This is a genomic window from Streptomyces sp. NPDC051976, assembly GCF_040680795.1.
Lineage (GTDB): Bacteria > Actinomycetota > Actinomycetes > Streptomycetales > Streptomycetaceae > Actinacidiphila.
This window is the reverse complement of sequence record NZ_JBFAXL010000008.1, coordinates 104,667-117,104: the sequence shown is the minus strand read 5'-3', so window position 1 is coordinate 117,104 and position 12,438 is coordinate 104,667. Positions and strand designations below refer to the sequence as shown.

At 70.5% G+C, this 12,438-nt stretch carries 12 protein-coding genes; 6 read left to right on the top strand and 6 right to left on the bottom strand.

Annotated elements, in window-relative coordinates:
* Positions 1-15 precede the first annotated feature (15 nt).
* Entirely contained in the window at positions 16-1,341 is a 1,326-nt protein-coding gene (locus AB0M29_RS11830; RefSeq protein ID WP_365382049.1) for a hypothetical protein, read from the bottom strand.
* 564 nt (positions 1,342-1,905) lie between these two features.
* Between AB0M29_RS11830 and AB0M29_RS11825 the strand changes: the two genes are divergently transcribed.
* Together AB0M29_RS11825 and AB0M29_RS11820 are read left to right on the top strand one after the other, a co-directional pair.
* A complete protein-coding gene (locus AB0M29_RS11825; protein ID WP_365382048.1) occupies positions 1,906-3,456 on the top strand; it encodes an MFS transporter in 1,551 nt (516 codons plus the stop codon).
* Positions 3,457-3,535: 79 nt separating this feature from the next.
* Positions 3,536-4,342 carry an ATP-binding cassette domain-containing protein gene (locus AB0M29_RS11820; RefSeq protein ID WP_365382047.1) on the top strand — a complete coding sequence of 269 codons (807 nt, stop codon included), beginning with the start codon at positions 3,536-3,538 and terminating at the stop codon, positions 4,340-4,342.
* Between the two features lie 25 nt (positions 4,343-4,367).
* On the opposite strand, the gene AB0M29_RS11815 is transcribed toward AB0M29_RS11820, so the two are convergent.
* Positions 4,368-4,853: a MarR family transcriptional regulator gene (locus AB0M29_RS11815; RefSeq protein ID WP_365382046.1), complete on the bottom strand. Its 486-nt coding sequence runs from the start codon at positions 4,851-4,853 to the stop codon at positions 4,368-4,370.
* A 213-nt stretch (positions 4,854-5,066) separates the two neighbouring features.
* Between AB0M29_RS11815 and AB0M29_RS11810 the strand changes: the two genes are divergently transcribed.
* Both AB0M29_RS11810 and AB0M29_RS11805 read left to right on the top strand, forming a co-directional pair.
* The gene (locus tag AB0M29_RS11810; RefSeq protein ID WP_365382045.1) at positions 5,067-5,753 is read left to right on the top strand and encodes a TetR/AcrR family transcriptional regulator; all 687 of its coding nucleotides are present in this window, start codon (positions 5,067-5,069) and stop codon (positions 5,751-5,753) included.
* A 135-nt stretch (positions 5,754-5,888) separates the two neighbouring features.
* A complete protein-coding gene (locus AB0M29_RS11805) occupies positions 5,889-7,394 on the top strand; it encodes an MFS transporter (RefSeq protein ID WP_365382044.1) in 1,506 nt (501 codons plus the stop codon).
* A gap of 113 nt (positions 7,395-7,507) precedes the next feature.
* On the opposite strand, the gene AB0M29_RS11800 is transcribed toward AB0M29_RS11805, so the two are convergent.
* The 3 genes from AB0M29_RS11800 to AB0M29_RS11790 all read right to left on the bottom strand — a co-directional run bounded on the left by AB0M29_RS11800 (position 7,508) and on the right by AB0M29_RS11790 (position 9,577).
* Positions 7,508-8,116: a hypothetical protein gene (locus tag AB0M29_RS11800; protein WP_365382043.1), complete on the bottom strand. Its 609-nt coding sequence runs from the start codon at positions 8,114-8,116 to the stop codon at positions 7,508-7,510.
* 20 nt (positions 8,117-8,136) lie between these two features.
* Positions 8,137-8,922: a class III extradiol ring-cleavage dioxygenase gene (locus AB0M29_RS11795; protein ID WP_365382042.1), complete on the bottom strand. Its 786-nt coding sequence runs from the start codon at positions 8,920-8,922 to the stop codon at positions 8,137-8,139.
* 130 nt (positions 8,923-9,052) lie between these two features.
* Positions 9,053-9,577: an N-acetyltransferase family protein gene (locus tag AB0M29_RS11790; RefSeq protein WP_365382041.1), complete on the bottom strand. Its 525-nt coding sequence runs from the start codon at positions 9,575-9,577 to the stop codon at positions 9,053-9,055.
* Positions 9,578-9,778: 201 nt separating this feature from the next.
* Here AB0M29_RS11790 and AB0M29_RS11785 point away from each other — a divergent pair, with 201 nt between their 5' ends.
* Both AB0M29_RS11785 and AB0M29_RS11780 read left to right on the top strand, forming a co-directional pair.
* Positions 9,779-10,783, top strand: coding sequence for a sigma-70 family RNA polymerase sigma factor (locus AB0M29_RS11785; RefSeq protein WP_365382167.1), 1,005 nt, complete (start codon positions 9,779-9,781; stop codon positions 10,781-10,783).
* 156 nt (positions 10,784-10,939) lie between these two features.
* Entirely contained in the window at positions 10,940-11,686 is a 747-nt protein-coding gene (locus AB0M29_RS11780; protein WP_365382040.1) for a VIT family protein, read from the top strand.
* On the opposite strand, the gene AB0M29_RS11775 is transcribed toward AB0M29_RS11780, so the two are convergent.
* Complete coding sequence (locus AB0M29_RS11775) at positions 11,647-12,408, bottom strand: VC0807 family protein (protein ID WP_365382039.1); 762 nt, start codon at positions 12,406-12,408, stop codon at positions 11,647-11,649. The two genes, AB0M29_RS11780 and AB0M29_RS11775, sit on opposite strands and share 40 nt — an antisense overlap.
* Positions 12,409-12,438: the final 30 nt, after the last annotated feature.

The following is a 12,438-nucleotide window of genomic DNA, read 5'->3' as shown; positions in this document are numbered from 1 at the left end:
GCGTAGCCCAGGGGACTACACCGGCGTCGCCCCGGGTTCGGGCTTCGCCGGGCCGTCCGGGCGCTCGGGCCGGTCCTGGGCGGGGCCGTGTCCCGGGCGCTCGTCGAGGAACTCGATCACCGCGAGTCCGAACACCACGACCAGCGCGATCCAGAAGATCACCATGCCGGTCGGGTACGACCACAGGGCCAGGACGATGGCGGCGACCGCGATCACGCCCCACCGCAGCCAGGTCTGGTAGCGGTGCACCCAGGGGCCGACGGGGCCGGTGGAGGTGATGCCGGACGCGCCGCGGGTCGCCGCGATGCCCGACTCCCAGATCTCGCGGACGCGCAGCGCCCAGCGTCCGTGGCCGCTCAGCCAGGCGCCGAGGGCCACGACGACGCCCAGCGTCACCACGGTCCGCACGCTGGCCCGCAGGAAGCGGACGACCTGGTCGTAGACAGCCTCGGCGGCGGGGTCGTACACCGTCGGGGGCAGATGGTCGATGTAGAAGGTGCGGAAGAGCGCCAGGATGATGTCGAGGACGATCGCGCCCGCCGCGATGCCGAGTGCCGCCGCGACCAGGGCGCGGCGGCGCCGTCTGGCCAGCCACACCCCGATGCCCGCGAGGATCACCGCGATGATCGGCAGCCACGCCCCGACGAGCTGCAGCGCGCGGAACCCGGTCTTGGCCTTCCCGATCTGGTCAGACTTCACCAGGACGAAGTCGGTGTGCACCTCGGGGATCTTCGAGGCCAGCGTCAGCCCCTGGTCCACCAGCCGCTGCTTCACCTGGTCCACGACCGGCGCGAGGTCGATCGTGACCGTGTTGTTCTTGAGCTGCACGGCCGAGTCGTTGCTGCCGGTGAGGGCGTCCACCATGGTGGCGTGCGCCCTGCGGTTCGCCTCCTTCCAGATCTTCGCGAAGGCGTCGCTGGACACGAAGGCGCTGACCGTGGAGTGCACGAGGTCCTTCAGGGCGCTGTTGATCGGGCCCTTGAGCGCGCCGAGCGCCTTGTCGATCTGGGGCCGGTCGGCCGGGGTCACCTGGGCGAGCAGCTTGTCCAGGTCGACGCGTTCGACGACGGCGTTGGTCACCCGGTTGGCGATGGCGGTGCGCACATTGGGGTCGCGGGCCAGCGGCGCCATCGTGGCCACGTAGCGGTCGGTGTTGCCGACGAGATCGGCGACCCACACCGCCACCGCGCTCAGCGGCGCCAGCACCGCGGCCAGGGTGATCAGCACCGCGGACCAGAACGACCGCCAGCGGTGCCGCGGCCGGGCGCCGGCCCGAAGGCGCTGCAGCTCGGCGCGCTCACTGGCGTCGAGTGGTGCCGGGTCGTTCCCGGGCTCCTCCATCTGCGCTCCGCTCCCTCGACCTACGGGTCGGTCCCTCTCAGGGAACGCCGGGCGGCGCGGCGGCGCCCGTGGGCTTGGTCCGTCGGGGGGAGGCCATGCGACCAGCAGTGGTACGGGGGCCGGCGGAGCGGTACGGCGCGGCCCCGGCCGTACCGCAGCGGGCGCGGGCGCGCTCACCGGGTCGTGCCATACGGGTGACGATGCGTTAGTCGTATCGGAGGGGCGGTTAATGATCGTTGTGTCGGTGCCGACCACTCCGTGACCGTCATCGCCACCCGGGACGGTCGTCCGATGGCGGTCGCGGTTTCCCGGGGCGAGGACCCAGGGACGTCACCGACGCCTTTGACGGAGGGGCTGCCGCCGTGTCCGGTACGGGGACCGGGCGGCGGCGGCCCCTCGGCCCTCCCTCTCGGCCTTCCTTCGCGGCCCTCCCTCTCGCCCCCCCTCCTCCGCCACACGGGTGATTCCGCCGCGGATTCGCCCGCGTGGCGGAGCCGCTGGAGTGCGCTTAGCGTGGGACCGAGGGAGAGGGGGGCGCGCAGTCGCGCAAGGGAGACCCAGGTCATGGCACGGAGCACCGAGGACACGTCCACTGCTGCCGAATTGGGCGGCGACCGCGGGAAACCAGGCCGTAAGAGCGTCATCGGCACCCCGGCCCACCGCTGGTGGGTGCTGTGCGTGATCGGTCTCGCGCAGCTCATGGTGGTGCTCGACGCGACGATCGTGAACATCGCGCTGCCGTCCGCGCAGCGTGATCTCGGCTTCTCCGACGGCAACCGCCAGTGGATCGTCACCGCGTACGCGCTGGCCTTCGGCTCGCTGCTGCTGTTCGGCGGCCGGCTGGCCGACCTCGTCGGCCGCAAGAAGACCTTCCTCGTCGGCCTGATCGGCTTCGCGGTGGCGTCGGCGATCGGCGGCGCCGCGCCGAGCTTCGAGGTGCTGGTCACCGCGCGCGCCCTGCAGGGCGCCTTCGGCGCGGTCCTCGCGCCCGCCGCCCTGTCCCTGCTGACCACCACCTTCACCGACCCCAAGGAGCGGGCGAAGGCGTTCGGCATCTACGGCGCGATCGCGGGCGCCGGAGCGGCGGTCGGGCTGCTGCTCGGCGGCATCCTCACCGAGTACCTGGACTGGCGCTGGTGCCTGTACGTCAACCTGATCTTCGCGCTGGTCGCGTTCATCGGCGGCCTCCGGCTGCTGAAGGCGGGCGCCCCGGCCGACCGGCCCGATCTGGACGTCCCCGGCACGGTCATCGTGTCGGCGGGCCTGTTCTGCATCGTCTACGGCTTCGCGAACGCCCAGCAGCACCCGTGGAGCGCCCCCGGCACCTGGGGCTTCCTGCTGGTGGGGGTCATCCTCCTGGTCACCTTCGTGTGGTGGCAGCAGCGCGCCAAGCACCCCCTGCTGCCGCTGCGGGTGGTGTCCGACCGCGACCGCGGGGCGTCGTTCCTGGCGATGTTCATCTCCGGCGCCGGGATGTTCGGCGTGTTCCTCTTCCTGACCTATTACCTGCAGCGCAACCTGGGCTACTCGCCGGTACTCACCGGTATCGCCTTCCTGCCGCTGGTCGGCGTGCTGGTGGTGACGTCGGTGACCACCACCAATGTGCTGGTGCCGAAGTTCGGGGCCCGGCCGATCGTGCCCACCGGCATGCTGATCTCCGGCGGCGCGATGGCCTGGATGACCGCGCTGAACGGCAGCAGCACCTACGCGGCGCACGTTCTGCCGCCGTTGCTCCTGCTGGGCCTCGGGCTCGGCCTGGTCTTCGCCACCTCGATGAACATCGCCACGGCGGGCGTGGGAGCGCACGACGCCGGTGTGGCCTCGGCGATGGTCAACACCAGCCAGCAGGTGGGCGGTTCCATCGGCACCGCGCTGCTCAACACCCTGGCCACCACCGCCGCCGCGAACTACCTGGTGGGCAAGAAGCCCACCGCCGCGGTGACCGCCCAGGCGCAGCTGCACAGCTACGAGACCGCGTACTGGTGGTCGGCGGCCTTCTTCACCGTCGGCTTCGTGATCACCTTCCTGCTCTTCCGCCCCGGTGCCCCGCGGATCGCTCCCTCGCCGCAGGACGGCACCGAGGGGGAGGAGAGCCCGTCGCCCGCCGTGATGTGAGGCGCCCCGGGGCACGGCAGCACGGCCCACATCGCGGAACACCCGGCGGGAAGATGGTGGATACAGCTACCGTTCCCGCATGACCGCCGACGCAGACGCAGACGTAGTCGCCGCGCTCGACGCCGCGGGCGTCCACCGCTACACCACCGGCCAGGTGATCCTGGACGACGTGCACTGGACCGTGCGGTCCGGTGAGCACTGGGCGCTGCTCGGTGCGAACGGCGCGGGCAAGACGAGCGTGCTCCGGCTGATCGGCGCGCTGGCGCACCTCACCACGGGCACCGTCGAGGTGCTGGGCCACCGGCTCGGCCGGGTCGACATGCGCGAGCTGCGGGCGCGTATCGGCTTCGTGTCGTCCGCGCAGAAGGTGCCGCTCGACGCCACCGCCCACACCGTCGTGCTCACCGGCCACACCGGCACCGTCCAGCCGCTGTGGCGGAAGTACGACGCCCAGGTGCGCGAGCGGGCGCGGGAGCTGCTGGCGGAGCTGGAGATCAAGGAGCTGGAGACGCGGCCGTACGGGGTGTGCTCCGGCGGTCAGCGGGCCCGTGTCCTGGTGGCGCGGGCGCTGATGGCCGAGCCGTCGCTGCTGCTGCTCGACGAGCCCTTCAACGCGCTGGACCTGCCCTCCCGCGAGGACCTGATCGACGCGATGCACCGGCTGGCGCTCACCAGGAAGAGCCTGGCGACGGTGACCGTCACCCACCACCTGGAGGAGCTGTCGCCCGCCATCGGGCACGTACTGCTGCTCAAGGAAGGGCGGGTGCTGACCTCGGGGGCGGCCGAGGAGGTGCTCACCGGGGAGTGGATGACGACGTGCTTCGGGCGGCCGATCGAGGTCAGCAGGCACGAGGGCCGCTGGCTGGCCCGCTCGGGCCGCCGCTGAGGGCGTCCTTCGAAGCCGTTCGGCCTCAGCGCAGCCAGGGCAGGTCCGCGCCCTCCGGCTGGTGCAGGCCCTCGGCGATGATCCGGGAGATCTCGCCGAGCCGCCGCGTCTGCTCGGGGGTGAGCCGGTCGAAGAGCGCGGCCCGCACGGCGGCGACATGCCCGGGAGCGGTCCGCACCACCTCCTCGTATCCGGCGTCGGTGAGGACGGCGACCTGGCCGCGGCGGTCGGACGGGCAGTTCTCGCGGCGCAGCCAGCCGTTGCGTTCCAGGCGGGCGACGGCGTGCGAGAGCCGGGAGCGGGTGATCTTGGTGCACTCGGCCAGCTCGGTCATCCGCATCCTGCGGCCCGGCGTCTCGGAGAGCGTGCTGAGCAGCGCGTAGTACATGTGCGGCATGGCTGCGTCGCGCTGCAGCTGCCGGTCGAGGTGGTCCTCCAGCAGCGTGGTCGCGTGGAGGAACGCCCGCCAGGTCGCCTGCTCGTCTTCGGTCAGCCATTTCATGCTGTTCATGGTACGTGCACTTCTTGAAGCTTCAAATAAATCGCACGGGTCATACGCGGGTTCCGGACGCTCGCCACATGTGTGACGTAGGTCACAAGCGTGACAGAAATATCCGGGGATCGAGTCCCCGTTTAGCTCTATGACAGCGAAACGGGGAGTTCCTTTCCGTTTCACCTCACGCCGGTCCTACGGGATCGGCCCACGAACCGGAGGGAGTCCGCCGTGACGCTCGATGTCGCCACTGAGAACCGGCCGCGCGCCGTGCGCCTGCGTGCGGACGCCTCGCGCAACCGCGAGCGTATCGTCGCGGCCGCCCGCGAGGCGATCGTCGAATTCGGGCCAGACGTGGCCTTCGACGAGGTTGCCCGCCGGGCGGGAGTCGGGAACGCCACGCTCTACCGGCACTTCGCCGACCGTACGGAACTCATTCGTGAGGTGACCCTCGCCGTGATGGGCGCGACCGCCCAGAGCGCTGAGGACGCACTCGCCGAGGAACCGGACGCCTTCTCCGCGCTCCGCCGCTTCGCCTTCGAGGCCGCTGAGGAGCGGATCGGGGCGTTGTGCCCGCTGCTCTCCGATGTCTTCGACCGCCAGGACCCCGCGGTCGCCAGTCAGGTCGAGCGGGTCGAACGGTCGATCAACGCCATCATCGACCGGGCCCAGTGCGCCGGTCTGCTCCGTACCGACATCGCGGTCGGGGACCTGATGGTGGCACTGACGCAGCTCACCCGGCCGCTGCCGGGCGCGGGCTGTGTCGGCTTCGACCAGTTCGTCCACCGCCACCTGCAGCTCTTCCTCGACGGACTACGTGCCCCCGCGGGCTCGGTCCTGGTGGGGACCGCCGCGACTCTGGAGGATCTGAAAGGCCCAGCAATAAACCGTTCGCAACGCTCACCAACCGGGCTATAGCGTGAGCAGCTTGACGAGAACCGCCTGACCTCCCGTTCGCCGCAACCGGATCCCAGACCTCGATCCGCGCCGGGAGCAGCCCGCTGACACACGTCCCCACGTCCTGTCACTCCGCATCCTTTAGTGAGACCAGTCATGCCTGAAACACTCCAGCCGGATCCGAAGCGCTGGACAGCGCTCATATTCATCGCGCTCGCCCAGCTCATGGTCGTGCTCGACGCGACCATCGTGAACATCGCCCTGCCGTCCGCGCAGGCGGACCTGGGCATCTCGGACGCCAACAAGCAGTGGGTCATCACGGCCTACACCCTGGCGTTCGGTGGACTTCTGCTCTTCGGCGGCCGCGTGGCCGACCTGTGGGGACGCAAGAACGCCTTCATCATCGGCCTGGTCGGCTTCGCGGGCGCCTCCGCCCTCGGTGGCGCGGCCGTGAACACCGGCATGCTGCTGGGCGCCCGCGCCCTCCAGGGTGCCTTCGGCGCCCTGCTCGCGCCCGCCGCGCTGTCGCTGCTCGCGGTGATGTTCACCGACGCCAAGGAGCGCGCCAAGGCGTTCGGCGTCTACGGCGCGATCGCCGGTGCCGGTGCCGCCGTCGGCCTGATCCTGGGCGGCGTCCTCACCGAGTACCTGAACTGGCGCTGGGCGCTCTTCGTCAACATCTTCTTCGCGGCCATCGCCGCCGCCGGTGCCTTCGCCTTCATCCACGAGCCCGCCGAGGGCCGCAACCGCAACCGCCTGGACATCCCCGGCGTGGTGCTGGCCACCACCGGTCTGGTCGCGCTGGTCTACGGCTTCACCCGCGCCGCCGAGAAGAGCTGGACCGACCCGAGCACCCTCGGCCTGTTCATCGCCTCGGCGGTCCTGCTGGCCGGCTTCGTGGTCGTCGAGTCCCGCGTGAAGGCCCCGCTGCTCCCGCTGCGCGTCGTCACCGACCGCAACCGCGGTGGCGTCTACCTGTCGCTGGGCCTGGCCATCATCGGCATGTTCGGCCTGTTCCTCTTCCTGACGTACTACCTGCAGGGCGTCCTGCACTACTCGCCGATGAAGTCCGGCTTCGCGTTCCTGCCCATGGTGGCGGGCATGATCGTCGGCTCCACGCAGATCGGCGCCCGGCTCATGCTGCGCGTCGCGCCCCGCAAGCTGATGGCTCCCGGCTTCGCCGTGGCCGCCGTCGGTATGGCGATCATGACCCAGATCAAGGTCGACGGTAACTACGCCGGCGTCCTGCTCCCCGGCCTGGTCCTGATGGGCCTGGGCATGGGTACGGCCTTCATGCCCGCCATGAGCCTGGCCACGCACGGGGTGCGGCCGGAGGACGCGGGTGTCGCGTCCGCCATGGTCAACACCTCGCAGCAGGTCGGCGGCTCCATCGGTACCGCGCTGCTCAACACCATCGCGGCCAGCGCCACCACCTCGTGGTTCACCTCGCACAAGGCGGTCGGCGCCAACCCGAAGCTGCACGCCCTCGAGGGCCAGGTGCACGGCTACTCGATCGCCATCACCGTGGCGCTCGGCATCCTGGTGCTCGCCGCGATCATCGCGGCCGTGCTGATCAACGTCGGCGTCCAGAGCGGCCCGCAGGTGGTCGACGCGGACGGCGAGGCCGTCGAGGACTTCGCGGTGCCGGTGATCGCACACTGATCCACCCGGTCGTCCACACCGAGACGTGGACGCCGAACGGCAGGTCCCCGCGGCTCCGAGATGTTCGGAGCCGCGGGGACCTGCCGTTTCTGGTGCTTTGAGGTTTCCGGCGCCTAGAGGCCCTGGGGCCAGTTGTACGAGGCGGGGACGGTCACCTTGTTCGCGGGCGAGCCGTAGACGACGGCGATCTCCTCGTGCGCGCCCAGCTTGATCGCGGCGGGGTCGCCGCTGACCTCCTTGCCGTTCACGAAGAGGTGCAGCTCCTTGCCGCCGCCGGTCTTGAGCGGGCCGAGCGCGTCCTTGGAGATCGGGACGTTCCACTCGGTCATGAACTGGCCCAGCGTGAAGTCCGCCTTCACCGGCGACTCGATGTGCACGACGCCACTGGTGTCGTGGGTGTGCAGCGGGCTGATCTGCTGCCGGTTGAGGTCGATGCCGATCTCCGCGGGGACGGTGACGGCCTTGCCGTCCACGAAGACGTCCAGGTGGCTGTGGATGTGCAGCACCTGGCCCTCGGCCCCGAGCATCGGCAGACCGGCCGCCTTCGTCTGCGCGGAGGCATCGGCGGGCGCGGGCCAGGAGAGCGCGCTGGCGGCCGGCTTGTTGTCGGCGCTCGTGGCCGGCGTGTCGCTCTTCGAGTCCTTCTTGTCGGAGCCGCAGGCGGCCAGGGCCAGGGCCCCGGTCAGGACGGCCGCGCCGATCACGATGCGTCGATTCTGCATGAGGTGAGGATTCTTCCTGTTCAGCCGAACTGGACGGAGCGTTTGGCGAGCCCCATCCAGAAACCGTCGATAATGCTCTGCTGGTTCCCGAGTTCTGACTCGGCGGCGCCGAGCGTAACGAAGAGCGGCGCGAAGTGCTCGGTACGAGGGTGCGCGAGCTGCCCCGCGGGGGCGGCGTGGGCGAAGTCGAGCAGGGCGTCGACGTCCTGGGCCTCCAGCGCCCGGTGTCCCCAGTCGTCGAACTCCACCGACCAGCTCGGCGGCTGCGGGCCCGCGTGCCGCAGCCCGGCCAGATTGTGGGTGAAGAAGCCGCTGCCGACGATCAGCACGCCCTCGTCGCGCAGTGGTGCCAGCCTACGGCCGATCTCGAAGAGCCGGGCGGGGTCGAGCGTCGGCATCGACACCTGGAGCACGGGGATGTCGGCCGCCGGGAACATCTCGACCAGCGGCACATAGGCGCCGTGGTCGAGCCCGCGGTCGGGCATGTCCTGGACGGAATCGCCTGCGCCGCGCAGCAGTTTCCGCACGGACTCGGCGAGCGCGGGAGCGCCGGGTGCCGCGTACCGCACCTGGTAGTAGTGCTCGGGGAAGCCCCAGAAGTCGTAGACCAGCGGGACGGTGGTGGTCGCGCCGATCGCCAGCGGGGCCTCCTCCCAGTGCGCCGAGACCATGAGGATCGCCTTGGGCCGGGGCAGCCCGGCCGCCCAGGCGGCCAGCTCGCCCGGCCACACGGGGTCGTCGGCCAGCGGCGGGGCACCGTGCGAGAGGTAGAGCGCGGGCATGCGCTCCGGGGCTGCTGTGGTCATCGAGCACCCTCCTTGAATCTTCAAGCGTACGGGACGACGGTAACCCACATGCTTGAAGTTTCAAACAAGCCCTCCTGTGCCCGCTCCTGGCGCCACCGGGGCGGCGACGGACAGGGCGCGGGTCGGCGCGTCAGTCGAGCCGCTTCTCGAACCAGGCCACGTCGTGGAAGGCGCCGAACTTGCGGCCGACCTCCTCGTACACCCCGACCGGCAGGAAGCCGAACCGCTGGTGCAGCCGTACGGACGCCTCGTTCGGCAGCGTGACGCCCGCGTAGGCGCGGTGCAGGTCCTCGCCCGCCAGGGCCTCGAAGAGGGCCTTGTAGAGCAGCGTGCCGATGCCGCGCCCGCCCGCGCCGGGAGCGAGGTAGATCGTCGTCTCGACCGATGTGGAGTACGCGGCCTTCGGGCGGAAGGCGCTGCTTGTCGCGTATCCGAGAATTCCCCCGAACGGGGTGTCGGAGTGAGCAACCATGAGGCGGTGCGGGCCGTCTTCGGGGTGGGAGAGCAACCACGGGCGGCGCTGCTCGGGGGTGAAGGGGGACACGTCGAATGTGATCGGCGTCTCACGGATGTAGTGGTTGTAGATGTCGGTCAGCGCCGGCAGATCGGCCTCGCTACCCGCCCTGACCTGCACTTCACTACGTTCTGCCGTCATGTCGCCTCCCTGTGTGGCCGCACAGGGTACTGCATGATCACAAAAATCAGGAGACGAGATGGGAATTGTGTCCGGATTCCAATCGTTATCCCGATCAGGATGGGGCAGCCGCAAGGCATGAGCCGCAGTCCACAGGACGCGGCCTCCGAGCGAACACCCGATCCGACCGAGACCCGACCGCACCTTCGTAAGGGAGCACGCATGGCAACCCGTGCCGTCGCCCGTCGTCACGCAGGCGGGACCAGTAGCGTTCGCGCCGCAGGCGGGGAAGTCGCCGACCGCGACCTCGTCGGCATGTACCTGGACGAGATCGCGCGTACCCCGCTGCTCGACGCCGCCAGGGAAGTGGAACTGTCCCGTGAGATCGAAGCGGGCGTCTATGCCGAACGCATACTCGCGGCGGAAGCCGACTCCGGTCTGCCCGACGGGGCGGGCGGTGACGCCCGGCGCGAGGAGCTGGAGGCGATCGTCGCCGCCGGCGAGCGTGCCAAGGACGTCTTCATCCGCTCCAACCTCCGCCTTGTCGTGGCCGTGGCCCGGCGCTACCCGCGCAGTGGTCTGCCGCTCCTCGACCTGATCCAGGAGGGGAACGCGGGCCTGGTGCGCGCCGTCGAGAAGTTCGACTACGCCAAGGGCTTCAAGTTCTCCACCTACGCCACCTGGTGGATCCGACAGGCCATCACCCGCTCCATAGCCGACCAGTCCCGCACCATCCGGCTCCCGGTCCACCTCGTCGAGGAACTGGGCCGAATCCGCCGTGTGCAGCGGGAGTTCAACCGCGAGCACGGCCGCGACGCCGAACCGGCGGAGATCGCCGAGGAGTTGGCCTCCACCCCGGAGCGCGTCACCGACGTGCTGGACTGGGCACGCGACCCGGTCTCGCTGAACATGTCGGTCGACGCCGAGGGAGAGACCGAATTCGGTGATCTGGTGGAGGACGGCGCGGCCCCGTCACCCGAGGATTCGGTGCTCGTCATGCTCCGCCGGGAGGAGCTGGACGGCCTCATCGACCGCCTCGATGACAGAACTGCCTCGATCATCCGGTCCCGTTACGGGATTGTGGACGGCCGAGAGCGTACGCTGACAGAGGTAGGCAAGCAGCACGGCCTGACGCGAGAGCGTATTCGCCAGATCGAAAAGCATGCCCTGGCGGATCTGAAGCGGATGGCACGTGCCACTGGCCTGGACGAATACGAAGCCGCCTGAGGCCGGGCGCGCTTCCACAAGGCCCTTCGGGGCCCCATAGACCCGGACCCCGGTGCAACCCCCCCCGCACCGGGGTTCGGCTTGTCCGCGACCGGTCCCGGATTCGGGTGCGCCGCCTGAACCGGCCCGGGCGCCGCGGATGAGACGCTTCGGCGTATGGGTGAGAACGACGGCAGCGACGCCGGGTCCGGCGCGGCGCGGCCGCACGAGGACGAACCGCACCACGAAGGGCTCGGGACCCGGCTGAACTGGCTGCGGGCCGGAGTGCTCGGTGCCAACGACGGCATCGTGTCCACGGCGGGCCTGGTCGTGGGTGTCGCCGGGGCCACCGACTCGCGGTCCGCGCTGCTGACCGCGGGCCTCGCCGGACTGATGGCCGGATCGCTGTCGATGGCGGCGGGCGAGTATGTCTCCGTCAGCACCCAGCGCGACTCCGAGCAGGCCGCGCTCGCCCTCGAACGCGAGGAGCTGGCCGCGACCCCGCAGGCCGAACTCGACGAGCTGACCGGTCTGCTGGAGGACCGCGGGATCAGCCACGACCTGGCCCGCGAGGTCGCCGAGCAGCTCACCGAACGCGACGCGCTGGGCGCGCACGCCCGGGTGGAGCTGGGCATCGACCCCGACGAACTCGCCAATCCGTGGCACGCCGCCGGGGCGAGCTTCGTGGCCTTCACCGTGGGCGCGCTGCTGCCGCTGCTGGCGATCGTGCTGCCGCCGCAGTCCTGGCGGCTGGGAGTCACCGTCGTCTCGGTGCTGCTGGCGCTCGTCGGCTGCGGCTGGATGAGCGCCCGGCTGGGCAGCGCGCCGGTCCGCCCCGCCGTGGTCCGCAACGCGGCGGGCGGGGCGATCGCGATGGCGGTGACCTACGCGGTCGGCGCGCTGCTGGGTGCGGCCGGCGCCTGAGCGATCGGCCACTGCGCCGCGCCCATGTCGACGGCCTCGGTCTCCGGGTCCGCGCCGGCCGCCGCAGCCGCTTCCGCCGCCAGCCGCCGGGCCTCGCCCTTCCTGCCGGTGCGGATCGTGTACGTCACCAGCAGCGCCGTCACCACCAGCGGCAGGGTGTTGGACACGCCGACCATGGTGTCGGTGGAGAGCTGGTAGACCAGCACGGCCTTCACCGACGCCTCCAGGACGAAGGCCACACCCCAGATCACCGTCAGCCTGCGCTGCACGGCACGGAAGCCCGGGTACTGGTCCCACAGGCCGTTCCACCGGGCGACGCCCTCGGCGCTGCCGTCGGTGGCGAACTTCCGGCCGAAGTAGAACATCAGCGGCCGCTCCAGCACGAGGCTGACCAGGAAGGCCAGGCCGATCAGACCGGTCAGCGCCGAGTCCTTGAGGAAGATCATCCGGCTGCTGTTGTACGCGAGCGCCCCGAGCGCGCCCAGCAGCAGCGTCAGCAGGATGAGCATGCCGAACTCGTCCACCCTGCGGTGCAGCGCGAAGTACAGCCCGATCTCCAGCGCGGGCCACGCCGAGATGATCAGCAGCGCGGGCACCTCGTGCACACCCCGGCCGGTGAGCTGGTTGTACGTGATCCACGGCAGCAGCATGCTGAACAGGACCGTCGGTCCCCAGCTCTGAAGCACCTTCAGCGTGCGGGCATGCGAATGGGCAGCGTTCATGGCCCCGTCCTACTTTCCCCGTAGATCCCC